This is a genomic window from Micromonospora sp. CB01531, from assembly GCF_001905095.1.
GTDB lineage: Bacteria > Actinomycetota > Actinomycetes > Mycobacteriales > Micromonosporaceae > Micromonospora.
The window spans coordinates 43,193-66,600 of record NZ_LWLS01000058.1; the positions used below are offsets into that span (position 1 = coordinate 43,193).

Sequence of the window (23,408 nt, forward strand, 5' to 3'; positions counted from 1 at the left end):
ACCCCAACGGCGAGACTTGCTGAAGACGCGTGGTTTGTGCCCGTACGGCCGGCGGATCGGGAAGGATGCCGACGACGGCCAGAATGGTGCACAGCACGGAGGAGTCCGGATGACCGAGTTGTTCCCGCCGATCCCGCTGTCCGCCTGGGCGGACTCGAAGGAAACCGTCCACCGGTTCACGCAGATCGTCGGCAAGATCCGGCTGAACCAGGCACCACCGCGCAACCACTGGTGGCACGTGCCGTTCCATCTCACCGGCCGCGGCATCACATCCCGGCCCATGGGCCGGGACATGATGTTCGCCATCGACTTCGACTTCGTCGACCACCGGCTGATCATCAACACCCTGGCCGGCCAGACGGTCTCCATCCCGCTGCCCGGCCTGTCCGTCGCGGCATTCCACGATCGACTGCTCACCGCGCTGTCGTACCTCGGCATCCACGTCCACATCGACGCCAAGCCCTACGACCTGACCGACAGCATCCCGTTCGCCGAGGACACCACGCACGCCGCGTACGACCCATTCTGGGTCAACCGGTACTGGCAGGTCCTCAGCCAAGTCGGGCTGGTCCTGGAGGAGTACGCCGCCCGGTGCAACGCCAAGACCAGCCCGGTGCACCACTTCTGGCACACCTTCGACATCGCGGTCACCCGCTTCTCCGGCCGGCAGGCCCCGCAGCCGGACACCGTCGACCCGGTGACCCGCGAGGCGTACTCCCACGAGGTGATCAGCGCCGGCTTCTGGTTCGGCGACAAGAACATCCCCGAACCGGCCTTCTACTCCTACACAGCGCCTGAGCCCGACGGCCTCACCGAGGAACCGCTGCAACCCGCACGGGCCCGCTGGATCGAAAACCGGGGCGCACACCTCGCGCTGCTGACCTACGACGACGCCCGCGCCACCACCGATCCGCGCGCGACGGTCCTCACCTTCCTGGAGAGCGCCTACCAGGCCGGCGCCCGCCACGCCGGCTGGGACACCAGCAAGCTGCGCACCCAGTACGCACCCTGAACACCGGCACCAACGCGACCCGATGTCCGTCGTGCCGCCGGCCCGGCACGATCATCCACCGGGTAACCAGGGCGGCGACCAGCAGCCCGGCGGATGGCGCTGTCGGCCCGACGTACATCTTCGACAACGCCCTTGGCGGCGCGGACCGCATTCGTAGTGAGGTTGTTCGATCTGTCGCTGCCGGCGGATCGGCCGTTGCAGCAGCATGCCCGCACCGACCTCCCGCACGACATCGGGGGCGAGGTTGAGAAGCACCTGGAGATCACCACGCTGGAGCTGCCCAGCATGCCGGCGCTGCTCAGCTTGTCGACGTTGTACAGCTCGGTGAACCGCCGCCCGTCACCCGGAGTGCGGTAGTTCTGGAACTCCGCCAGGGTCTGGTCGGCCAGATTGTTGCGATCGACCAGGAACAGCACCCGGGTGAACCCGCCGTGCTTGAGCAGCCGGTAGCACTCCGTCACGGCCGTGTAGGTCTTACCGGCGCCAGTGGCCATCTGCACCAGCGACCGGTCAAACCGCTGCTCCGCCAGCGACCGCTCGATACCCTCGACCGCCGTGATCTGCGCCGGCCGCAGCGCTGCAATGTCCAGCGGTGGCAGGTGACGGACCTTCGCCCGCCACGTCGGCCACTTCGGATCGGCCTCCGCACCACGGACGATCCTCGCGAGGGTGCCGGGCTGCGGGAACGCGAAGATCCGCCGCGCCCTCGGCTGCGGGTCGTAGCCGTTGGTGAAATGGGACTCCGAGCCGCTGGCCTCGAACACGAACGGCAGCCGTCCATCGCGGGTCAGCGCCTTCAGCCGCACCGCGGGCGGCAGGCCCTCGGCGTACATGGCCGACTGCCACTCAACGCCCGACAGCGGGGTTCCCTCCGGCTTGGCCTCGATCACCCCGACGACCCGCTGGTCGACATACAGCAGGTAGTCCACCCGGCCGTGGCCCTTCGCCATGATCACCTCACGAACGGCCACGCCCGTGCCGGCGAAGAGGTTGGTCTCGGAGCGGTCTTGCACGACCCAGCCGGCATCTCGAAGCTGCCGGTCGATCAAGACCCGGGCGCGCTGCTCCGCCTGAAGTCGAAGATCGTCAGCCATTGCCCTCACAGTCAGTCGAGGTTAGTCGATCACGCGCACTGTCCGCATCCTCCACGTGACCGAACGGGAGGGTCTATCCGCCCTTACCTTCTTGCGTAACGGGCGGGGTCATATCCGGCTCAGCTGACTGTTGGCTCTGCTGCGAATCAGTGGGTCGGTGCTGAGGGCAGCGTCGGCGAGTTGGTGGATGCGCGAGTACAGGATGAGGCGGCGTGCGGAGGTTGGGTGCGGCCGGTGGGTGAGTGAGAGCAGGTCGGTGGGGTCGGGTAGTTGGAGGCGGACTGCGAGGCGGGCCAGGTCGGATAGCGGGTCGCCGTAGGCGGCGAGTTCCCAGTCGAGCAGCAGTCCTCCAGGGGTGTGGAGGAGGTGTCCGACGTGTAGGTCGTGGTGAAGCAGTCTCGGCTCGATGTCCAGGTCGATGATGTCGAGCTCGCGGTGGATGGCGGCTGCGACGGGGGCGAGGTCCGGTGCTGCCGTGATGTAGGTGTGCAGCCGGTTGTGGAGGTAGGCGCGCCAGGTCGGGTGACGCTGTGTGCCGGCGAGGCGGCCGGCGTGTGGGCCGGGGATGCGGTGGATGGCGGCGAGGGGTTCGGCGATCTGGTTGAGGAACTGGTCGGCGGGCACGGGCGGGGCGTGGACCGCTGTTTGTGCGGTCCACGCTGGTGCTGCGTTCGGGTCGGCGGCCAGCAGTCGGGGTGCGGGTGCCTGGTGGGCGGCGAGGAGGGCGAGGGCGGCGGCTTCGTTCGCGGCGCGGGCGGCAGTTCCGTAGTGCTTGAGTACGTAGGGCGTTGGCCCGTTGACGTGCCAGACGCGGTTGGCCTGGCCGGTGGTGAGTTCGCGGGCGCCGTCGGGGACCCGCCCGTCGAGTTCCGCCATGGTGTCTGTCAGGCGACGTCGCCGAGGTAGCCGGTGTGCGGGTCGTCGGCGGTGAGGGCGGCGAGGGCGGCGATCGGTTGCCGCAGGGCGTGGGGCAGCAGGTTGAGGCCGGGCACCTTCTCCAGTTCGACCCACTCCAGTCCGGTCTGCAGGTCGTCTTCAGCGTGGCCGCTGAGCTGCCCGGGTTTTCCCTCTGGGGTGCAGTGGAAGATCGCTTCGATGCGGTGGGTGTCGGCTTCGGTGTCGGCGTGTTCGTGGTTGGCGCCGATGTACTCGCGTAGCCAGAGCATGCGTACCACGTGCACGGTCAGGCCGGTCTCTTCGTGGACCTCGCGGCGTGCGGCGGCGTCGAGGGGTTCGCCGGGCTGCTGGCCGCCGCCGGGCAGGAAGTAACAGTCCATGCCTTCCCACGTGGCTCGTTGGAGCAGGACGCGTCCGTCGTGGATGACGACGGCTTTGGCGGATGTGCGGATGGTCGGGGGGTTTTGAGGCTCGGCCACGAAGTGGTCTCCAACTCTTGCTCGGCACGGCGGGCGGGGGCGTCAGCGTTCAGTCTTGCCGAAGCCGCGGTGGTGTCTGGTGAGCTTCTGGAAGATCATCGCCCAGGGACCGGCCATCCGGACGAACGGCTGGAGCGGGCTGGCGGCGATCACGGCGGCCGGATGGCGGGGGGATGCCACCGGAGGCTGGCCGGTGGTGCACGGCGGGAGAACAGCGGCGTGCAGCGCGGGGGCGAGGGCGAGCAGCCGGGCGGTGAGCAGCGGACCGTGGAGCAGAATTGCGAGGACGGCGACGGCGGCCCAATGGGGCCCTGCCCACCAGGCGGAGGCGACCGCTGCGGCTGCCAAGGGTGCGCCGATCAGCCAGGCGGCTTCGTCTGCCCACTCGCGGGTGATCAGGAGGGCCTTGGCCGGGCGGGAAATCGTGGCGGGCAGGTGGGCGACCGCCTGGGCGTGGCGGTCGGGGCGGGCGGAGGAGGTGAAGGCGAGCGCGTGGAGATTGGCCAGCCCGGTCGGCTCGGTGTAGGGCTCGTCCAGGACCGCGACCGTGGTGGCGGTCAGGTCGGCGCCGAGCAGGGAGAGCCGGTGTCCGGTGCCGAGATCTTCCATCGGTTCGGGGAAGCCGCCAAGCGCGCGGATGACCGGGATTTGGACGGCCATGCCGCACCCCACGGCGTAGACCATGGGGCGTAGCCACGCGCGCAGCCACTGCGGTAGCGGGGAGCCCGACAGGTAGGCGTGGAGGCGGATGCGGGCGAGTTCGATGCCGAGGGAGCGTCGCAGCTGATACACCCATTCCCCGGTGAGTAGCAGACCGACCGGCCCGTTGGGGAAGGGTCGGCGGCCCAGCAGCGGCAGCCGCTGCTGCTGGATGAGGGCCGGGGTTCTGCCGGTTTGGGCGATGCGGGTGGCGGCTGCGGCGGCGAAGGCGTGGAGGGTGCGGGCGTCGGGGATCGCGTCTGCGTCGTAGACCACGGCGAACGTGGACTCGGCGTCACCGGTTTCGTGCCAGCCGAGCGGGCTGAGTACCTGATCGAGGTGGTCGAGGGCGAAGTTCAGCTGGCCGGCTTTGCGCCCGCCGATGTCGGGCTGGTGCAGGTGCACCAGGGGCAGCCGGCCGGATGGCGAGGTGGCGGCGAGGGCTGCGACAACCTCGGCGGTGGTGGGTTCGGCGTCGAACCGTTCGGTCAGGATCGTGAGGCGGTCGTCGGGCGGGGCGGCGTTAACTTCTGCGGCGACGGTGCGGCATTGGGCGGCGGGGAAGATGCCCCGCAGGTGCCCGGCCCGCAGCGGGCGGTGGGCGGCCAGCGCCGGGAGCTGACTGCGGTGCCGGGTACGGGCGGTGGTCTCGCGTTCGGTGGTGATCACCACGACGGCGGCCCGTCCGTGCGGGTACTCCAGTGCCGTGAACGCGGCGATCGCTTCCGGGGCGACGCTCTGCTCACGCAGCATCGGCAGCAGGATCACCAGCCACGGCACCTCGCTGCGGTGTATGGGCACTGCGGCCAGCGGTGCCAGCAGCCACCGGGCGCTCATCTCGACCGCCACGGTCACCCACAGAGCGCGGGCGAGCAGGGCGGCCAGCAGCACAGGGGCAGCGATGTGCAGCCAGACCTCGGTCGCGCTCACTGCTGCTCCAGCAGCCGGTAGATGGCCCGCGTCTGGTCGGCGATGGCGGGCCAGGCGAAGGTTTGCGCGCGTTCACGGGCGGCGGTGCGCTGGATGGTGTGGTCGGGGGTTCCGGTCTCGGTGAGCACCGTCTCGACCGCGTACATGGCGGCGGCGGCGTCACCGGGCGGGGTGAGAACGGCTGCGGGGCTACTGCCTGCGTAGTGCGGGATGCCGCCGACGTCGGTGGCGACGACGGGGGTGCCGCAGGCGAGCGCCTCCAGCAGTGCGTTGTTGGCAGTGGCGTCTTTCAGCGGCAGCAGCAGGACCGTGGCTTGGCGGTAGAGGGTGATCAGCGATGGCTCGCTAATGCCCTGCAAGACGCGAGTGGCCGGGTGCCACGGGCGGCGGTGGGCCTCTCGGGTGACGACGGTCAAGTTGATGCCGGCGCCGTGGCGGCGGTGCAGGCGTTCGTGCACCGTGTCGAGGACATTCCAGTCCCGCAACCACCAGCCGACAGTCAGCACTAGCGGCCGGGAGGTGAGGAGTTGGTCGGCTGGGGTGAACGCGGCCGTGTCGATGCCGTGCGGCACCAGATGCACCCGCTCGGCGGGGACGAGGTTGGCGAAGAACTCCTGCTGGTGTGGGTCGAGAGTGATGATCTGGTCGGCGCGTGCGGCAACGTCGCGCCAGGCGGCGGGCGGCATGAGTGCCGCCAGGTGGGCTGCCGGGCGGTGGTAGGTGACGGCGGTGGGTCCCTGGCGGTGGCGGGAGAAGTAGAACTGTTCGTCCCCGTACAGGACGTGGGCGGGGCCGCGGGCGGCGAGAAGTGCGAGGTCTGTGGCGCAGTGCTCGATTGAGTAGAACGGCAGCGGGCACCGGCGTCGAAGCAGTCGATGGGCGCGTCGGGCGGCGTGTTGGGCGAGGCGCCTGGTGGGCGGGGTGATCCGGCGGACTTCGGGGAGGTGGTCCAGGAGACGGTCGTAGCCGCTGTGGGCGGTGTGCCAGGGTACGCGGACGACTGAGGCGATCACGCTCCTGCCTCCTTCGGGGCGAGTAGGCCGTGGGCTCGTAGCTGAGGCGCGACGGCTGCCGGCTGGTCGAGGTGAAGGACGGACATGCCGCCGGCCGTGAGCGGATGGAGGCGTTGCGCCCAGCGGCGGCGGTGCTGGTGGTGGTGGGCCGGGCCCCACCACAGGATCGAGTCGCGGGAGGCGAGGTGCCGGAAGGTCTCCCGGTTTCCGGCGAACAGTTCCTGCCCGGTGGCGGCCCGCCGTATCGAGCGACGGATCAACCTCGGCAGGCAGGTTCGCAGCGGCAGGTCGAGCCAGATGGTGAGCTCGGCTCGCTCAAGCAGGATCTCGGCGACGTCTCCGCCGTAGTTGCCGTCCGCGATCCACGCTGTGGCGGCGAGCGCGTGTCGCACGGCGGCGTGGAAGTTGGAGGCTCCGACAGGAGTCCATTGGGGTCCCCAGAACAGGTCGTCGAGGTCGACGTGGCGCAGGCCAGTGTGGGCGGCAATAGCGGTGGCGAGGGTGGATTTGCCGGAGGCCACCGGCCCGACCAGCGCGATCCGCCGGGGCGTCACGCGAGGCCCCAGGTCACGGCGTCGGCGATCCGCTCCAGCAGCCGTGCTGTGCGCACCCCGGCGGTCACAGTCATCACCGGCACCTTGGCGAGCAGGTCCTCCACGCAGCCAGCGGCTTGGCGTGCCAGCTCATCGGGGATGCGGGTGCGGTCGGCGAACCAGGGGTGGAGCCAGTCCTCGTCATGCGGAGTGCAGCAGACAGCGGCTAGCCCGGCGCGGGCCACGGCCGGGCCGCAGAAGGCCATGCTCAGCTCCCGGCCGTCGTCGCTGAGTTGAGGGAGAACAACGAGCCGGAGCGGGGCGCTGTCCCGCACACGGGCGGTGAAGGCGTGGGCGAAGTCGCGCGGAGACCACGCGGCCTTGCGGGCATGGCCGAAGTCGGCTGGCAGCTGCCGGGGCGGTGGCAGGCCGCGGCGCGGGCCGAGCGCGGACAGAGTGCCGCCCGCGATCCGTACCGAGATTGGCACGCCGACCACGCGGGAGGCGCCCTCGGTGAGCACCGCGCGGTCGGAGGCGACCACGTCGGCCTGGCGGTGCGCAGCCAGCGCGGTCAGCACGGTGGTCTTGCCCGCCCCCGACGGACCGGCGATCAGCACTCCGCGGCCGTCGATCGCCGCGGCAGCGGCGTGGAAGGTGGTCCAGCCGCGATCTTCCGCGCAGCGTAGGACGATCTCTCGGATGACGCGCATGGCGTACCGCACGCCGTGCTCTGTCCCCGGATGCAACACGACGTGCGGCCGGCGCGCGGCATCCCGTGCGTACAGGTGGTCCTGGGGTAGGTGCGAGTCGGGGTCGGGCCGCCACCAGGACACCTTGCCCATCCGGGAGAATCGGTACGGCTCGCTGCGGAACGGGACCACCGTCAGCGACCGAACCGCACTCAGGCGGGTCATCTGCTCCCGGAAGAGATCCTCATCGTGGTGGACGCGGATCGGCGTGACATGCCCGCACGGCGGGGCTAGGTCTGCCTCCGGGGCGAAATTCCGCAGGTGGATGCCCTGCATGGCCTGGAAGGCCTCGTCGGTGTGGATGCGGAAGCGGTGCCCGGCGAAGGAAACCAGCCCACTGTCCGTGGTCTCGTTCACGAGCGGCTCCCGGCCGCCGTGACCATGGGCGTGTTGAGCAGCTCTTCCGCAGTGCCCGTCACCAGGCGGCGGGCGATGTCGATGCCCATCTTCACCGCGTGGTCCATGTTGCCGATCTCGTACCGCCAGGTGCCGAACCGGCCACGCGGGTAGATCCCGCTCGCTTCCATCCACGGCACCACCTCGGCCAAGGCGGTATCGCGGTCGAGGGTGGGCACCGGGTAGGCGTAAGGGATTACCTCCAGGTGGGCGCTGGCCAACGGCGCGTGGGCGGGGACGAGGCCGTGGCGGCGCAGCGCCCGGTCGCAGGAATCGATCAACGTGGCCTGGTCGACCTGCGCACCGTCCGGCAGGGAGGTCTCCGTCATCCAGGAGCTGAAGGTGCGGGTGTCCGAGCCGGGGACGTTGGCGGGCGCGTACTTGCTGAAGTTGGTAGCCCGATAGAACGGCACGTCCGGCTGCGGGAAGTACATCCACGACCGGACGTCGGTGGTGGGGACCTGGTAGCCGAGACCGACCATGGCCACGGTGGTGTGCCGCAGCCGCCCGGCCGCCGCCCGCACCCCAGCCGAAACGCCCATCGTCATCGCCGCCAACTGGTCCAGCGGCCCAGTGGCCACCAGATGGTCGTACGCGATGCGTTCACCTCCGGCCAGAACCACCTCTCGGACGGCGGCGTCGACCGCGACCACACGGGCACGGGTACGCACACGAGGACCGAGACGAGTGGCCAGGCGGCGCGAGATTTCCCCCGTGCCGCCGGAGATTGGGAAGGCGAAGGTGGCGTTCGGCCCCCACCGGCCGGCGCGCCTCGCGGTAGGGGCGGTGGGGGCGGTCAGAATCTGGTCGAAATCGACCGGCGCGACGCGCTCGGCCACCCAGGAGGAGGACATGAGCTCAGGCGCTGTGGCCCACACTTTCGCGTTGTACGGGCCGAAGAACCGCTCCACCAGCGCCGGCCCGTACGTCGCCTGCAACCAGGTGCCAAAGTCGGCAGCCCCAACTACGCCGCCCTGTCGTTGGGCGAGGACGAGCCCGTCCAGGCAAGCTGTCGCGTCCTCGGCGGGCAGGCAATGCACGTGCTGTTGGAAGGGATACGGAACCCACCGGTCACGGAAACGGATGAACGAGGAGCGGTCATGGCGCAGCAGTTCCCCGTCCCTGAACAGCTCGGACAACAGCCGGTCGAACTCGCCGAAATGGGAGAACACAACGTGCCCACCCAGGTCCCATGTGAAGCCGGCTGAATCAGTCACGGAAGAAGCGAGCCCACCCGCAGTGGCGGACGCCTCCAGAAGTAGCCAGTCCGAGTGATCCAGCCGCAGCAGCTCGTCCGCGCAGGCCAGGCCGCACAGCCCCGCCCCGACGATGAGGATCCGGCCCCCAGGCTCTCGTGCGCATGAAGCCTGCTGCGTGAGGTCTTCCGCCACGGCGGACTGGTTTCGCCTCAACCGGGCGGGGTGGGCGATGGTCAGCGGCACGGCCACTCCTTCTCGTCGGATAAGGGACGGGACTCATGCGGAACCTGCTTGGGCACGTTGGCGCCGATGTCAGGGCCCGTTGGGCGGGTTGGACAGCGACCACGGTCAGCTGGCGCTTCTGAACGCGCCGAACGCTTCCCCGGAACCTGGTGGGCCACTGGTGGCCGGACCGGGTCTGCTCGCTGGTGCAGTCGCACGGCGGATCTATCGAGGATGGTCGAGTGATCAGGCGTCTTGGTGGTGGTGACCCTTGGTGGCGCAGTCGTGCCACATGCGTGACAGGTGTTGAGTCATGCGAGCGGTGGCGGAATGGCCGGGGTGCTCGCGCTGGTGGGTGGTGATGGTGTCGGCGAGCAGGGCGCGGGCGGCTTGGCAGTGACCGAGGGCGTGGAGGACGAGGGCGGTGGTGGCGTGGGCGGCGAGGGTGCGGCGGGCGTGCGGGCCTTCCACGCGGGTGAGTTGGTCGGCGAGCTTCCGATATAGGTGGTACGCGCGTTGGTGGTGCCCGGCGCGCCGGTGAGCGGCCGCGTGAAGGTGGAGGGCGTGCAGGGTGCGCCGGTGGGTGGGCCCGTGGAGGTGGGCGGTGCTGTGCTGGGCGTAGGTGGCCCAGGTGAGGGCATCAGCGGGGTGGCCGAGGCGGAGTTGCAGTTCCGCCAGGAGGATGGCGGCTTCGGCGTGCAGCGGGTGGGCGGGCGCGGTGGCGGGGTCGACGCCGGTGAGGCTGTCGTGCAGGAGTTGCCGGGCGCGTAGCGGGTCGTTGGGGGCCAGGTGACGGGCGGTAGCGACACGCTGTACGCGTTCGGTGTTGAGCCGGTCGGCCAGGGGCATAGGTGTGGCACGCCAGGTGAGGGTGACGTCGGTGGGGGTGGCGCCGATGGTGATGCGGGGAGGACGCGGTGGGCGTGGATGGCGGCCAAATGCGGGGGTGTCGGCGCTCCGGTAGAGGGGATGATCCGGGCGGCGTGCCGCAGGATTACTCGGCCGACGGTGTCGGCGATGGCCGCTGCGTCGAGGGGTCGCGGCCGACAACCCGGCTGGCACTGGTAGGCCTGGCCAGCATCGGGTAGCTCGGCGTCGGCCATTGGTTGGCGACAGAACCGGCAGTGCAGCAGCCCCGGTGGCAGGTACGTCTCCCGCGAGTCGGCCGGCCTCTCCGGCTGGGGTACGACTGGGGTGGTGGCTTTGGTAACCCATTTCTGGACCAGGCGCGGGTCGAGGTTCAGTTGGCGGGCGACGGTGGTGACCGCGCCGTAGGCCCTGATGTCGCGGGCATCCGCGACACGTTGGACAACAGCGTCGATGAAGTCTGGCGGGTATCTGCGAGGGAATGCCATGAGATGCGGTGTCGGTTGAGATGCCGGCGATGGGCTGACGGTGGATGCCGATTTGCCTGTTTGAGGGGCGAGGACGGTGGGGCTACGCATGAAAGTCCTGCCAGCGGTTGTCGACCGGGCGGCTGGGGTTGACTGGCATTGCGCTGCTGCGGTGAGCGTTGTGGCGCATTGGCTGCAGCGTCGGGCCGTCGGGCACGGTGATCGGCGGTCGGGGTATGTACCCGTAGCGAGCGAGCAGACGTTCCCCACCTGGGGGAACGGCAGCCCAGGATGGCAGGTCGATGCGGTCCAGGCGGCTGCGGTGGTGGGCCAGCAGCGCGGCGCCACGGCCGCTCCTCTGGACGTCGGGGCGGACGGCGAGGAACGCCAGGTGGTAGTGCGGCTCGGTGGGCTGTTTCGCGGACAGCACGCTTTCCAGCAGGTCGAAACGGTCGGCGTGTGCTCCGGCGGCCTCGGTGAGCTGGTGCCGGTAGTTGGCCGGTGGCGGGATGGGCCGGTAGCGGTGGAAGCCGACGATGGCGGCGGCCAGGTCGCCGGTGAGGTGGATGTCGCCGAAGAACAAGGCATGTTCCACCCAGACCGCGACGACGTCGGTCAGCACCTGGCGCCGCCGCTCCAGGTCGGGCACCAGCCAAGCGGCGAGCGGGCTGAGGTGCAGGGCGTCGGCGATCAGCTCGGCGACCGGGCCCTTGTCCGCCCAACGGGCGGCGCGGATACGCACAACGGTCTCCATCGGGTTGATGTCCTTGTGGTCTCGTTTCAGCGATACGTCGCAGTGGCGAGGTCACCGACCGCCGCGTCGACGGCGGCGGTGATGTCTCGCACCGATCGGTGGTGCTGGCTGGCGATGGCCTTTAGACACGCCGCCACGGCAGAACCGTCCTCGTTGAGATAGAGGTAGGTGGTCAGGCCCAGGGTGGCGACAAGGCCGGCGAGGGCGGCGGTGTGGTTGTCGGGCTGCTCGCGGCCTTGCGCGACGTATCGGAGGCGGGCCCGGGCGACAACCGCCCACTTGCTGTCCGTCGCAAGGTAGGTGTCCGCACGGACGAGGCCACCCAGGCGTCGGCGGGTGGCCTGCCGCAGGATCCCGGCGGCGACAAGACCCGCCCGGGTCCGCTCGTACAGGTCGTCGGCGAAGCCGCGCAGGAACGCCTTCACCGGTGGGGCGGTGCGCCCGTGGCGGATGAAGGCGATGGCGCTGTCGGCGATCAAGTCGCCCACCGGCTGGTCGCTGTGGAGACGCGGCCACCGGTCGCCTGCCTTGCGGGTGTCATCGTTCGGGTCGAGGACGATCCGTCCGGCCAGGAAGAGGTCGATCAGGACCGCGCCGGCCAGGCCGAGTGCCAACGCCTGCCGATGGATATGCGGATGGCCGTTGTCGTCGTTGTGGCCGAGCAGGAACAGCTCGTCGCGCAGCGGCAGTCGAGGAGCGTTCATCGGCCGGCTCCTTTCATGCCGACGCCCGCAAGGAAGCCGGCGAGGAAGGGGCTGGCGGACGTATGGCCCCTCTCGATCTGGTCCTCGGGATCTGGGCGCCATTGGGCGACGGGGACGAGCGCTGTGCCGCTGGCTCGCAACGCTGGTGGGTTGGCAGGGATCATGGCGAAGTCGTCGAAAAGCGCCTCGACCTCTGCGGGGGCGCGCAGTTGGAGTGGGGTGGGCGTGCGTTGGTACAGCCGCTGCACCTCATCGGTCTGGCTGGTAACCGTGCCGGAGGTCGCGTGGGAGATGACGAGGGCGCTGCCAGGGGGCATCGCTGCGCGGAACGGTTCCACGATGGCGTTGACGTCACCCGGGATGAAGTGCAGGACCGACACGAACAGGACGGCAACGGGGCGGGTGAGGTCGATCAGCCGCTGCGTGGTGGGGTTCTGCAGGATGAAGTCCGGGAAGCAGATGTCTGCCTGGATGACGTCGACCCGCGGGTCGTTACCCAGCAGGGCCCTGGCGTGCGCTACGGCTACCGGCTCGACATCGACGTAGAGCACGCGAGCGCCGCCGTTGGTGTGGTGGGCGATGTCGTGGACGTTGCCCACGGTCGGTATCCCCGAGCCGAGATCGAGGAACTGGTGTATGCCCTGCTGGAGTGCGTAGCGGACGGCGCGGCGCAGGAACGCGCGGTTCGCCCGGGCAGCGTCGGCGACATGGGGTGCGACGGCGAGTACGGCATCGGCGGCCTGACGGTCCGCGGCGAAGTTGTGGCTGCCGCCGAGGAAGTAGTCATACATCCGTGCAGCATTCGGACGAGTCAAGTCGAGCTCGGCGGGTGCCCAGCTCATCGCCTCAGTTCCCATGATCTTTCCCCGGTTGCTCGCGCGGGGCCCCGGCGATGCGGCGCAGCCGCTGGTGCACTCCGTCGTAGGGATTCACGCCCGCCAAGATCGCCTTGTTGACGGCGGCGTGCATGGTGTAAAGCGGGTCGCAGACGTTGCCAGGTGCGGATCGGCCGGCCTGCGAGACGACCTGGTAGGCGTCGAGCAATTCCAGGCCGGTCAGTTGCGCGGTCCAGGTGACCAGGTCGTGCTGGCTGATCCGGTAGGCATCCTCAAGCGGACGGGCAGCGCCGATCGAGATGATCCGGTGGTCGGTCTCGATGCGCGGCCACGGCGTAGCCACGCCCTTAATTAGGTCGACTGCAACGGTGACGTTCATGGCTGTCTCCACCGCGACGCCGCATACCTCGCCCTGGCCCTGGCGGGCGTGGCCGTCGCCGATGGCGAACAGCGCGCCGGGGACGTTGACGCCCAGGTAAACGGTGGCGCCGGGGCGAATCTCCGGGGTGTCGAGATTCCCGCCGTGCGCGTCAGGCACGATCGTGGAGCGTGCTTCCCCGCCGGCCGGGGCCACTCCCACGGTGCCGAGCATCGGCTCCAGGGGCATGACAATCGCGTGGTCTGACCGGCGGGCGTGGAAGGCCACGATTTCGGCGGCGGCGTCGATGCTGTAGCGCCACACCCGCTCCTCAAGCGGCGGGTGCAGCATCGCCGTGGTGTGGGTGCCGGTCAGTGCCCCGAAATGCGGGAAGGTGGCTGACATCCCCCAGTCCCGGGCCGGGGTGATGGCTGCGAAGTGCAGCACGAGAGTGTCGCCGGGTTCCGCGCCGAGCACGTGGAAGGGGCCGGTGACGGGGTTGAACGCTTGGCACACCTTCGACGGCAGGTCGTCCACGGTGCGCACGGCACCGCCGAAGCAGTCCTCGGTGCTGGTGACGAGCAGACTGCCCGGCTTGATCTCGGCGACCGCCGGCTGGCCACCGAAGGTATAGCGCAGCTCGTCCTCGCGCGGCTGGTAGGTGACCGTGCTGGTCATGCCGTCTCCCGTCCGTTGACGAGGCCGGACAGCTCGGGACGGCGGCCAGCGGCGTACAGACCTGCCAGGGTCAGCAGGCCGAGGGTGAGCCAGACGAAGCCGAGGCGTTGTGCGGCCACGTTGGCGTTGACCACGACGTAGGCGAGGATGGCGAATCCGATTCCCGGAAGGATCAGGTGCGCGATCAGGTTGCGGCTGCGTCGGCGGACCAGGTAGTGCCAGACGACGGCGAGGTGCAGCACGAGGAACGCGGTCATCGCGCCGAAGTTGATCAGGCTGGACAGCAGTGCGATGCCATCGGTGCGCCAGTTCATGTAGAGGCCGATCGACAGCGACACCAGGGCGGTGAGGGTGATGGCGTGGGTGGGCACGCTGTGGCGCACCGACACCTTGGCCAGGAACTTCGGCAGCTGCCGGTCGCGGGCCATGGCGTACAGCAGCCGCGAGGTGGCCACCTGCGCGACGAGGGAGTTCGCCACGCCCCAGGCGACGGCCGTGGCGACCGCGCACAGGGTGGCCAGCCAGGGACCACCGGCGACCCGGGCGGCGTCGTAGAATGCGGTGCCTTCCGGATCGCCATTGGCGAGGAGGCCCTCCGGGTTGGGCAGCAGCAGCGCGGCCATCCAGGTCTGGGCGATGAACAGCAGTCCGGCCACGCCCAACGCCGCGGCCATCGCCCGGCCGATCTGTCCTGCGCCGCCTTTGTTCTCCTCGGCCAGCATCGAGATGCCGTCGAAGCCGAGGAAGCTGAGCACGGCGATCGACACCGCGCCGAACACCAGCGCCCAGGTGAATGTGTCGGGGTTGTAGAGCGGTGTCCAGGAGAAGCCCTGTCCCTTGCCTTGCGCGAGGGCGCGGACGGCGGCAGCGAGGAAGATCACCAGGACGATGACTTCGCCGACGAGCATCACTCGGGTGATCAGGGCGGTCATCCGGATTCCCCGGTAATTGACCAGGGTGTTGACCAGGACGAAGCCGACCAGCCAGACCCACACCGGAATCGCCGGCACGGTGGAGTGCATCGCCACCGCCGCGATCAGGTACAGCAGGCTGGGCACCAGCACGTAGTCCAGCAGGATCGCCCAGCCAGCGAGGAACCCGACCGGTGCGCCGATCCCTCGCCCGGCGTAGTTGTACACGCTCCCGGCAAGGGGGAACGCCTTGACCATCTGGGCGTATGAGGCGGCCGTGAACACCAGCGCCGCCATGCCGATGACGTACGCCAGCGCGACCATCCCGCCCGCGCCGGAGTAGACGGATCCGAAGATGCCCATAGGCGCGATCGGCACCATGAACACCAACCCGTAGAAGAGCAGGTCAGCGAAGCCGAGTGAGCGGCGCAGCTCCGGCCGGTATCCGAACCGCGATGAGTCGGGCGACACCTGCGCCAAGTCGATCTTTGGCGGAGGCGCTGCCTGCCTGGTGTGCATGCTGTTCCGTTCCTTTCTGTCGGTCATCGACGCCGGCTCACTGCCGGCGGTGTTAGAGCTGGCCATACGGCGGCAGCGGCTCCGTAGGCAGACGCATAGCCAGGCGCTGCTGGATCGGCCGTTACAGGCGCCAGACGATGGACAAGTCCTGGGCGCAGCCGCCGACCCGTACTGCGACGAACAAGCGGCGGAAGATGCGCCCGAGTTCCTCGGGCGCGGCGTCCGCCACCAGACGCGGCGCCGGCGCCGCCACCGCTTCCAGGACGAGCTGTTCGAGGTCGTCGGCATCCACGGCGGTCAACCGCCAACCGCAGGGCCCTCGGTAGGCCCGGTGACCGAGCATCCGGACGGGCTGCAGCGACGCGCCGCAACCGCGACAGCGCAGCAGACCCTCGAGGGTGAAGGCCCCCGAGAGAGGCGATCCGGGCTGCCCCGGCCGCTCACCGCTGCGGCCGGATGCGGCACGACGTGCGCAGTCGCGCATGTTCTCGCTTCGAACGTCGACGGCCACGGGGCACCTCCACCATCACCACTGATCGCAAATGCGAGGGCTTGGCCACAGCCGTGGAGGTGGCGCGAAGTCGAAACGCCCATCCATCGCCGTGGTTGTCTGTGCGACCAGCCTGCGGGTCCGGCCCGTCCCCTGACGATGCGTGGACGTTCTAGTGTTGTCCTAGTTTCGGCTCGCCTGCGCCCGCCGTCGTCTACTACGCTGCCGACTGCGACAATGACGCTGAGTGCACGGCCTGGGGGATAGCCCGTGGAGACGGTGCGGCGGTGGACCGGCCGCGAGGCGAGAGCACTACGCCTGGCGTTGCGCATGAGCGTGCGCGGCTTCGCCGAGCACCTGGGTGTCAATCCGGCGGCCGTCTCCAACTGGGAGAAGCGCGGTGCCGCGACCCGCATGCGCTATGAGACCCAGCAGATGCTCGATGTCGATCTGGCGCGATCGCCAACCGAGGTCAAGCAGCGGTTCGCCCAGACCATCAAGGCGACTATGACCGCAAGTTCGAGCGGCTCACCCGCACCTGCCGACGACTCCGGGCCCGCAATGCAAGATCTCGGCGCCCGTTCCAGGGAACGGACGGCAGCCATCCTCACGGCGCTCGGTGGCCAGCAGCCCGACGATCTCGTGTACACGCCTCCGGCCGACGTCCAGCGGCTGGTTGCGGACTTCCTCGCCTCGACCGCGCGCGTCTACCTGGTCACCGGCCCCCCGGGCTGCGGCAAGACCAGCTTCACCCGCCACCTGGCGTCGCAGGCTCCCGGAGTGGATGTTCAACTGCTGACCGCGGACTCGTGGACCGAGGACGTCGACCTGGCGCGGGAGATCCTCCGCTACGGCTCCCTGCCAGCCGGCGTAGATCCGCTGCTGACCCTTGAGGATGAGAGCCAAAGCCTGTCCAGGCCGCTGCTCGTCGTCATCGACAGTCCGCAGTCCCGCGCCGTGGTGGACAAGGTATGCCGCCAGCTCGACGGCACGCTGCGGCAGGTGCTCTCGGGCAGCCTGAAGTTCCTCGTCGTACTGCGCACACCGCCGGACGTCGAGCTCGCGCCCTACCCCGTCCTATCGGCGGCGGTCATGCCCAGTCAGAATCACGGTGCCGGCCCGTCGCTGCCGCTGGACCGCTGGGACGCCGGCACGGCCCGGGACGTGTGGAACACGCAGCGGCACGAGAGCGAGCCCCCGTTCGACGCCCTGCCCGCGAAGATTCGCAACTTGGCCCGCCTGCCGCTGTACATGAGCCTCATCCGGGCCGCGAAGTCGACCGAGCCGCTCGGGCAAGCCAACGCCTACCGGCTCGTGGAATTCTGCGTCGCCTCGATCTTGAAGGCGGCGGGCCTGAACGTCGAACGTACGACGGCGGATCTGACGGCACTCGCGCGACGGCAGCTCGCCTCCGCATGGCCGCATCACCTCCTTCCCCCGATCCCGAACGGCCCGCCAGGGAATCCCGGTGACCTCACCATGTCCTCGATCGCGAGACTCGTGCGGTCCGGCCCGTTCGGCGGACTGACGTTCCATCACGACGTCATTCGCGAGTACCTCTTCGCACGGTGGCTCGCCCAGCTCATCGAGTCCCACGGACGCTCGACCGTCACCATCGAGCTGCTCAACGACCTGGCCGCTCGCACCAGCACGTCGGCCGACCTGCGAGGCGTCCTGGAATTCCTCTTGCAGGGCTTGGATGCGACCTCACCGGAGCTGCTTGCCGCCGTCGCGCAGTCACCGTCGGTCAGCATCACCGAAACGCTGCCATTGATGCTCGACCTCACTGGCGACACCCCCGCCTTCGCCACGGCCGAGGTGCTGCGCGTGTGCGCCTCCCGGTGCCTGCACGACAATGGCCTTCCCCTCGCCAGAGCTCTCCTGCACACCAGCGCAGCCGCCACGGCGCTCGGTGCGGAGTACCCCCGGTGGATGTTGCGGGTGCTGCGCCGCTTCGGCCCGGCAGTCTGGTCCGACATCGTGGCGTGCGTCGAGACGCGGCTGTCCATCGCGGCCATCCACGACTTCGTCCGTCTCGCGCAACTCGACACCGTAGAAGACGCGGTATTCATCGCTCGACACTTCTACGTCTTCCTCGCCACCGACGACGGCAACTCCCAAGAGCTGAAGGCACTGCTGGCCCACCCCGACTGGCGAGCCCGCGCCGCCCTCGCCGAGGGGATCCGAGCGGGCCACGCTATCCCACACCACACGATGATCTCGATCATGGAGTCGTTGGCCGCGGACCGCGACTACAAGGTCCGCGCCGCCATCGCCGAAGCCGTCGGCCGCTTGGCCACAACCGGTGCGGAACACCTCCTCGCGACTCTCCTCGACGACCGGAACTGGCACGTCCGCGAGCGCCTCCTCCAAGGGCTTGCCGCCCGAGTCGGAGACAACGACTCGGCCGCCGACCTAGTCATCAGGGCCCAGGCAGCATGGCGAAACGGTCCCCGCAATGTCCGAGTCGCCGCCCAGCGACTTCTACTCAAGTCCGGCAGACAACCGATCCAGGACGAGGACTCATCTCGCAGCGCTCTGTTCGGCCTGCTCCGAGAAATCCGCACCGGCGCCCTACGGCTGCCCACGAACGTCCAATCCGCCCTGGTCAACCAAGGCATCGCCTCGGCTGACTGGCTCGTTCGCACCGAAGCCAACCTGCTCGTCCAAGACGGCACAGCCACGAGCACGGCTGGAGGCATCAGCAAGGAAGCCTTCCGCCGTCTCCGAGACGGACGCGCACTTCAAGTCGCGCTCGATGTCCGCGACATCGACTACGCCATCGCCGTCGCACGGGCCGCCGCCAGCGCTGGGGTGCAATTCATCGAGATCGGCGACCCGCTCGTCAAAAGCGTCGGCATTCAAGCCATCAGCACCATCAAGCAGCGGACCCCTGGTGCGTGGATCGTCGCCGAGATGATGTCCGCAGACTGGGGACGCGATCAGGTGGTACTCGCGACCGAGGCCGGAGCCGACGTCGTGCTGCTCATAGGACCCGCCAGCATCGCCAGCGTGTCCGCTGCCGTCGAAGCGAGCAAACGGCTCGCCGTCCCCATCATCATCGACGTGCCCGAGGGCCGGTTGGTCCAAGGCTGGGTCCAGGACATGGAACGCGCAGGAGTTGACGGCTTCGCCATCACCACGAACATCGACCTGGGCGTAGCCGGTTTCCACCCACTCGACCAGGCACAACTCATCAGGTCGTGGACCAAGCTGCCGGTCGCGGTCTCCGGCGGCTTCGAACCCACCGACGTCGAAGCCAGCCGACGACGCTCCTGGGACATCCTCGTCGTCGGTCGCGGAGTCACCGACTCCCTGGACCCCGCCATCGCCGCGCGGGACCTCGCCGCATCGATCGAGCTCACCGAAGGAAACCGCTCATGATCGTCACCCCGCTCACGGTCGACCGGATCCCCGACCTCGAGAAACTGCTGGCGCTCGGAGAGCCGTACATCAGGCTGCGGGGCTCATCGGACTACTGGCTGTACGCCACGCTGTTCGCCAACACCTGCCCACTCGCCATCGTCGACGGGCAGGTCGTCGGCAGCGTGATCGCGTTCCGAAGCCAGGTCGACCCGTCAGAGATCTACCTGCAGGACGTGATGACGCACCCCAGCCACCGGCGTCAAGGGGTCACGCGGGCGCTCGTAGAAGAAGTTCACCGCCAAGGCGCCCTCTGGGGGTGCCGGCGCCTCTTCCTCACATCAGAACCCGACAACCACGCCGCGCACAGGGCGTGGCTGGCCTTGGGCTTCAGCAACGTTCGCGGAGACACAACAGAGCAGGGCGTGTCCGTGACCTACGACTACAAGGGGCCGGGGAAACACCGCGCAGTGTATGAGCGATCGATCTGCGCCTAGCATCAAGTGGCCCCTTGCGAACCCAACGCCGCACGGCGAAGTGGATCTCGACGATGTGTGATGTCAGTGGGCGAGGGCGTCAGTGTTCCGGCGAGATCTTCGGCTCGCGCAGCTCTGCGGGTAGACAGAGGCATGCCGCGGCGGCGAGGCGGTCCTCCATCGCGTCATTTGTCGCGTTTATCGCCAGTGCCATCAGCGATCCCCCGCCGACGATTTCGGGCTGGCGGTACCAGCGGCTGCGCCCGCCCCTGACGGGACGGGCGCAGGTCACGCGGCGTGGGGTGGAGCAGCCGGCTGGTGGTGTAGGCGTAGGAGGCGGGCGAGTCTGGCGGCTTGGTCGATGTCGGGAAGGCCGGCTTCGGCGGCGAGGGCTTGGATCTCGTCTTCGATCTTGGGGTCGGTCAGGTAGCGGGCCATCGACAGCGTTCCCGGCAGGATTGGATGGCTGCTGTCGGTCGTGGCCTCACCGTCGGCTGTCCGCGTGGGCGGGGTCGGCGGCGACGGGTGTGGTGTGTTCGCGCGTGATTGCTGGTCACGGCGTGTGGCCATGTCCCTCCCAGGACGGCTCGGGGTGTGCGGTCGAGGTGTGGGGCCATCGGCAACTCCTTCTCGGTGGTGGGAACTCGCTGAAGATCGGTCGCCGGGTCGCGTCGTCTGTGGACGGCGGCGGGTCGGCGACGGGCAAGTGGGCGCGGACTGTAGCTCTGGCGGCTGCGGAAGTGAAGACGTGTGCCACTCACAGGAACTGTCACGGCGGGGCCGTTGGTGTGAGTGCGCGTGGGTGTCGCGGTGTCTGCCGCCGGGAACCCGCCGTCGACAAACGTGTGGCCGGTGGCAAGGCGTCTGCGCCGCTTCCGATGCGCCCGCCGCTGCGGGCTGTGGGGCGGGGGACGGCCGTCGCTGCAGGGGGTTGGCGGGTGTGGGCGGGTTCGGCGGCGTGTGGGGCCAGCAGGCCGTCCCACGCGCCGCCTTTCCGCCGGTCCCATCAGGCGGCCCGCCCGTGCGGGCTGGGCGTGGTGTGGGTGGGAAACTCGTCGTCGTCGTCGTCGTCGTCGTCGTCGGTGTCGGTGTAGGGCAGGTCGATGAGGCGGTGACGGCCGGTGCGGCCGGCGAGTTGCCAGACCTGGTCGGCGGGGCTGGCGCCGGTGGCGGTATGCAGTTCGGCGGTGGTGGTGGCGACGACCGTCTCCAAGCCGGGAACGGCGGCGAGGCGGTGGTGCAGGTTCGCCTCGCGGCGGGCCGCGGGCAGGTGGAACAGGACCGGCCACGCCCAGGTGCTCATCGCGTAGAGCCGTTCGTACTTGGCGATCTTCTCGGTGAGGATGTCGAGGCGTTCGAGCCCGGTGTCGTACTCGAGGAAGAACGGCACCGACCGGCCCTGCTCGGTCCACACCCCGGCGCCGTCCGGGCGGGGGAAGCCGGTTGCTCCGCCGATGATGATCTGCGGGTTGCCGCCTTCGCGGTAGAGGACGCCGGGTTCGTGGTAGGCGGACGCGGGCTGCCAGCGGACCAGCCGGCTGTCGGGGTGGGTGCGGGCGTGGGCGGCGAGGTCGATGAAGACCTGGTTGCCGCCGAGCAGGTGCGGCAGGTCCGGCTGTGAGGTGAGGGCCTGTTTGCGGCGGCGGGCCTGGTCCCGGCGTGGTCGTCCGAGTCCGCGTTGGGCGTGGACGTGGTCGTAGCCGAGCTGGTCCAGGACGTAGTGGTACGGGTAGGAGCCGCCGTAGGCCCGGTTGGGCCGGAACCGGTCCACCGCCCGCAAGACGGTGAGACGGCGCAGCCGGCGTTGGGCGAAGTCCAGGGACGGGAACAGGGCGGCGGCGATCTGATCGGTGGTGAGAACACCGTGGTCGTAGAGCCAGCCGAGAAGCCGGTCGTCGCGGGCGGTGATGCTGGCCTGCAGACGCAGCAGCGGATCCGCGGCCGGTAGCGGTTTACGTATGGGCAGCCCCAGGGGGGAGACCCCAGACTTGAGGGTCTGTCTGGAGCGGTATCGAACCGCTGACAGCGGGGCTGACCTGGGCTGTGAGCGGGATCGGGGGGTCAGTTCGGGGGTCAGGATCAAGACGGACGGTAGAACGGGGATCGACGTGGACACCGACACGGCCGGACACACCGGATCCGCGGTGACGGTGCCGTGAGAGGCTGTGTGAGTCGCGCCGGTAGCGGCGCTCGTGGTGGTCGCTGTGCGGGGACATCATCGTTGCTGCTCCTTGTTCAGGGTGCGGATTGGCATAAGGTGCGCGGAGCCGCCGCTGTGGCGGGGGAGCGCGGTGATAGGTCTGGTCAGGTTCTGTCAGCTCGCGGGCTTCCTGAGAAACGGGCGCGTGCTCTGACAGATATCGCGGGCCGGGATCTGTCACGCGGCCTCCGGCGATGACAGATCCGGTATGGGCGGGGTGGTCTCGGCGCGCAGGACGCGCACAAGCACCGAGGCGGTGGCGTTGGACAACTGGTGCCCGTCCGCGCGTAGTTGTCGGGCGAGGGCTTTGCGGGACAGCGGCGTCCGCTCGGCGGCGAGGGTGCGGGCGGCGGTCCGGGCGGCCGGGACCAGCGCGGCGACCTCCGGGCTGACGTCCCCGCCCGGCGCGTCGCCGGTCCGCCGGTCCGGGACCGCCGGGTCCTGGTCTGCGGTGGTGGGGACCGTGGTGGTGGAGTTCCGGACCGCGGCCGTGTCCGTGGGGGCCGGCAGCGGCGGTCCGGGGACCAGCTCGCGGGAGTCCGGGACCGCAGCCTCATCGATCGGCGACGGTCCTGGCTCGGTCCGCGCGGGCCGGGCGGTGCGGTCGGGTGGGGCGGAGTCGGCGCGGCCGAGGGCGATCTTCACCATCGTCAGGAAGCCGAGCGCCGGCAGCGCGGCGGCGACCCAGCCGATCACCGATGCCTCCGCCTCCACTACTTGCGCCGCCAGGGACAGGAACACCGCCACGGTCAGCACGGCCGCCGGGAAGGCGACGCTCTTGCCCCGCCGCCGGTTGCGGCGCAACTCCAGACCGGCGGCGATCGAGGCCAGCTCCAGGACGACCGCGTCGGCCCAGGCCAGCCAGCCCGGCTGGCCATGCGCCGCCGCGACGTCATGCACATGCCGGAACGAGGCCGCGCCGGCCGCGCCGCCGATCAACAACATGATCAGCACCTGGATCCGGTTCTCCAGCCGCTCTCGGCCTGACCCCGCCTCGGCAGGTAGGACAGGTGATCGCTGCTCAGGTGTCGCCAACGGCCCACCACCCGTCGACAGGCAGTCCACCCGAAGCCTCTGGCCTCGTCGTGGCGAGAGAGCGGGCCCGACACGCAGGTGGGGTGGGGACGGCCGCTGCGAGCTTCTCTGGGACGGTGTTGAGTGAAGTCATCTCGGTTGCTCCAAGCGTGGTCGTAGGGTTCGAAGTACGGAGGGCTCCGTCCCAGGTCGCGCCTGCCAGGCTCCCGGGCAGGCGCGACCCTGCCGGGTGACGCCCGGCCGGGCGGACCCCCTTGCGCGTGCACGGGGTCGATGAAAGTCACTATGGTCGAGTCAACGAACACGCCAGACCCCGCGCAGGGGCAGGCACCAGGGCAGCAGGCGTCGCCACAACCCGCACAGCAGGCTGCGGTCAACAGACGGACACAGGGCGGACGGCCAAGCCGAGCCACAAGAGATCGGAACTCACCACCGGCCGCCGCAGGAGCGTCACGGTGGCCACCGGCCAGGCAGACACCTTGATCACCGCCATGCTGGCGGCCGAAGGACCCACCGTCAACTGCCTG

At 69.5% G+C, this 23,408-nt stretch carries 21 protein-coding genes; 3 read left to right on the plus strand and 18 right to left on the minus strand.

What is annotated here, in order from left to right:
* Positions 1–109: 109 nt before the first annotated feature.
* Entirely contained in the window at positions 110–1,012 is a 903-nt protein-coding gene (locus A6A27_RS09995; RefSeq protein WP_073834279.1) for a DUF5996 family protein, read from the plus strand.
* Here the strand turns inward: A6A27_RS09995 and A6A27_RS10000 are convergent.
* From A6A27_RS10000 to A6A27_RS10070, 15 genes are all read right to left on the minus strand, one after another.
* Positions 946–2,106 carry a DEAD/DEAH box helicase family protein gene (locus tag A6A27_RS10000; RefSeq protein WP_241825202.1) on the minus strand — a complete coding sequence of 387 codons (1,161 nt, stop codon included), beginning with the start codon at positions 2,104–2,106 and terminating at the stop codon, positions 946–948. The genes A6A27_RS09995 and A6A27_RS10000 overlap by 67 nt on opposite strands.
* A 108-nt stretch (positions 2,107–2,214) precedes the next feature.
* Entirely contained in the window at positions 2,215–2,982 is a 768-nt protein-coding gene (locus A6A27_RS10005; protein WP_073834280.1) for a phosphotransferase family protein, read from the minus strand.
* 8 nt (positions 2,983–2,990) lie between these two features.
* A complete protein-coding gene (locus A6A27_RS10010) occupies positions 2,991–3,482 on the minus strand; it encodes an NUDIX domain-containing protein (protein WP_073834281.1) in 492 nt (163 codons plus the stop codon).
* Positions 3,483–3,524: 42 nt separating this feature from the next.
* Positions 3,525–5,111: a hypothetical protein gene (locus A6A27_RS10015; RefSeq protein ID WP_073834282.1), complete on the minus strand. Its 1,587-nt coding sequence runs from the start codon at positions 5,109–5,111 to the stop codon at positions 3,525–3,527.
* The gene (locus tag A6A27_RS10020; RefSeq protein ID WP_073834283.1) at positions 5,108–6,124 is read right to left on the minus strand and encodes a glycosyltransferase family 4 protein; all 1,017 of its coding nucleotides are present in this window, start codon (positions 6,122–6,124) and stop codon (positions 5,108–5,110) included. The genes A6A27_RS10015 and A6A27_RS10020 overlap by 4 nt, the downstream gene beginning before the upstream one ends.
* Positions 6,121–6,678 (minus strand): adenylate kinase, encoded by a 558-nt coding sequence (locus A6A27_RS10025; protein ID WP_198940257.1) that lies wholly within the window; start codon positions 6,676–6,678, stop codon positions 6,121–6,123. The genes A6A27_RS10020 and A6A27_RS10025 overlap by 4 nt, the downstream gene beginning before the upstream one ends.
* Positions 6,675–7,763, minus strand: a complete 1,089-nt coding sequence (locus A6A27_RS10030; protein ID WP_073834284.1) for a hypothetical protein — start codon at positions 7,761–7,763, stop codon at positions 6,675–6,677. The genes A6A27_RS10025 and A6A27_RS10030 overlap by 4 nt, the downstream gene beginning before the upstream one ends.
* Positions 7,760–9,193, minus strand: a complete 1,434-nt coding sequence (locus A6A27_RS10035) for a protoporphyrinogen/coproporphyrinogen oxidase (RefSeq protein WP_073834354.1) — start codon at positions 9,191–9,193, stop codon at positions 7,760–7,762. Before A6A27_RS10035 ends, A6A27_RS10030 begins: the two co-directional genes overlap by 4 nt.
* A 276-nt stretch (positions 9,194–9,469) precedes the next feature.
* Positions 9,470–10,072, minus strand: a complete 603-nt coding sequence (locus tag A6A27_RS10040) for a hypothetical protein (RefSeq protein ID WP_073834285.1) — start codon at positions 10,070–10,072, stop codon at positions 9,470–9,472.
* 588 nt (positions 10,073–10,660) lie between these two features.
* Complete coding sequence (locus A6A27_RS10045) at positions 10,661–11,311, minus strand: GNAT family N-acetyltransferase (protein ID WP_073834286.1); 651 nt, start codon at positions 11,309–11,311, stop codon at positions 10,661–10,663.
* 26 nt (positions 11,312–11,337) lie between these two features.
* On the minus strand, positions 11,338–12,015 hold the full coding sequence (locus A6A27_RS10050) for a GOLPH3/VPS74 family protein (protein ID WP_073834287.1): 678 nt from the start codon (positions 12,013–12,015) through the stop codon (positions 11,338–11,340).
* Positions 12,012–12,857, minus strand: a complete 846-nt coding sequence (locus tag A6A27_RS10055; protein WP_073834288.1) for an SAM-dependent methyltransferase — start codon at positions 12,855–12,857, stop codon at positions 12,012–12,014. The genes A6A27_RS10050 and A6A27_RS10055 overlap by 4 nt, the downstream gene beginning before the upstream one ends.
* A 4-nt stretch (positions 12,858–12,861) precedes the next feature.
* Complete coding sequence (locus tag A6A27_RS10060; protein ID WP_073834289.1) at positions 12,862–13,887, minus strand: acetamidase/formamidase family protein; 1,026 nt, start codon at positions 13,885–13,887, stop codon at positions 12,862–12,864.
* Positions 13,884–15,317, minus strand: a complete 1,434-nt coding sequence (locus tag A6A27_RS10065; protein WP_083672538.1) for an APC family permease — start codon at positions 15,315–15,317, stop codon at positions 13,884–13,886. Before A6A27_RS10065 ends, A6A27_RS10060 begins: the two co-directional genes overlap by 4 nt.
* Before the next feature lie 121 nt (positions 15,318–15,438).
* On the minus strand, positions 15,439–15,828 hold the full coding sequence (locus A6A27_RS10070) for a zinc ribbon domain-containing protein (protein ID WP_073834290.1): 390 nt from the start codon (positions 15,826–15,828) through the stop codon (positions 15,439–15,441).
* Positions 15,829–16,077: 249 nt separating this feature from the next.
* On the opposite strand from A6A27_RS10070, the gene A6A27_RS10075 reads away from it, so the two are divergent.
* Positions 16,078–19,191, plus strand: a complete 3,114-nt coding sequence (locus A6A27_RS10075) for an orotidine 5'-phosphate decarboxylase / HUMPS family protein (RefSeq protein WP_241825205.1) — start codon at positions 16,078–16,080, stop codon at positions 19,189–19,191.
* Positions 19,188–19,667 carry a GNAT family N-acetyltransferase gene (locus tag A6A27_RS10080; protein ID WP_073834291.1) on the plus strand — a complete coding sequence of 160 codons (480 nt, stop codon included), beginning with the start codon at positions 19,188–19,190 and terminating at the stop codon, positions 19,665–19,667. The genes A6A27_RS10075 and A6A27_RS10080 overlap by 4 nt, the downstream gene beginning before the upstream one ends.
* 267 nt (positions 19,668–19,934) lie before the next feature.
* Here A6A27_RS10080 and A6A27_RS45815 read toward each other — a convergent pair whose 3' ends face one another.
* The 3 genes from A6A27_RS45815 to A6A27_RS10095 form a co-directional block, all read right to left on the minus strand.
* Positions 19,935–20,084 carry a hypothetical protein gene (locus A6A27_RS45815; protein ID WP_241825206.1) on the minus strand — a complete coding sequence of 50 codons (150 nt, stop codon included), beginning with the start codon at positions 20,082–20,084 and terminating at the stop codon, positions 19,935–19,937.
* Between the two features lie 568 nt (positions 20,085–20,652).
* Complete coding sequence (locus tag A6A27_RS10090) at positions 20,653–21,606, minus strand: replication-relaxation family protein (RefSeq protein WP_073834357.1); 954 nt, start codon at positions 21,604–21,606, stop codon at positions 20,653–20,655.
* A gap of 417 nt (positions 21,607–22,023) precedes the next feature.
* Positions 22,024–22,791 (minus strand): DUF2637 domain-containing protein, encoded by a 768-nt coding sequence (locus tag A6A27_RS10095; RefSeq protein ID WP_241825207.1) that lies wholly within the window; start codon positions 22,789–22,791, stop codon positions 22,024–22,026.
* Positions 22,792–23,408: the final 617 nt, after the last annotated feature.

Bases quoted from the DNA above. Each gene is read 5' to 3' on its own strand.
- A6A27_RS10055 (WP_073834288.1), bottom strand. From the start codon at position 12,857: ATGAGCTGGGCACCCGCCGAGCTCGACTTGACTCGTCCGAATGCTGCA.
- A6A27_RS10080 (WP_073834291.1), top strand. From the start codon at position 19,188: ATGATCGTCACCCCGCTCACGGTCGACCGGATCCCCGACCTCGAGAAA.
- A6A27_RS10040 (WP_073834285.1), bottom strand. From the start codon at position 10,072: ATGCCCCTGGCCGACCGGCTCAACACCGAACGCGTACAGCGTGTCGCT.
- A6A27_RS10050 (WP_073834287.1), bottom strand. From the start codon at position 12,015: ATGAACGCTCCTCGACTGCCGCTGCGCGACGAGCTGTTCCTGCTCGGC.
- A6A27_RS10095 (WP_241825207.1), bottom strand. From the start codon at position 22,791: ATGTTGTTGATCGGCGGCGCGGCCGGCGCGGCCTCGTTCCGGCATGTG.
- A6A27_RS10045 (WP_073834286.1), bottom strand. From the start codon at position 11,311: ATGGAGACCGTTGTGCGTATCCGCGCCGCCCGTTGGGCGGACAAGGGC.
- A6A27_RS10065 (WP_083672538.1), bottom strand. From the start codon at position 15,317: ATGCACACCAGGCAGGCAGCGCCTCCGCCAAAGATCGACTTGGCGCAG.
- A6A27_RS10000 (WP_241825202.1), bottom strand. From the start codon at position 2,106: ATGGCTGACGATCTTCGACTTCAGGCGGAGCAGCGCGCCCGGGTCTTG.
- A6A27_RS10005 (WP_073834280.1), bottom strand. From the start codon at position 2,982: ATGGCGGAACTCGACGGGCGGGTCCCCGACGGCGCCCGCGAACTCACC.
- A6A27_RS45815 (WP_241825206.1), bottom strand. From the start codon at position 20,084: ATGGCCCGCTACCTGACCGACCCCAAGATCGAAGACGAGATCCAAGCC.
- A6A27_RS10060 (WP_073834289.1), bottom strand. From the start codon at position 13,887: ATGACCAGCACGGTCACCTACCAGCCGCGCGAGGACGAGCTGCGCTAT.
- A6A27_RS09995 (WP_073834279.1), top strand. From the start codon at position 110: ATGACCGAGTTGTTCCCGCCGATCCCGCTGTCCGCCTGGGCGGACTCG.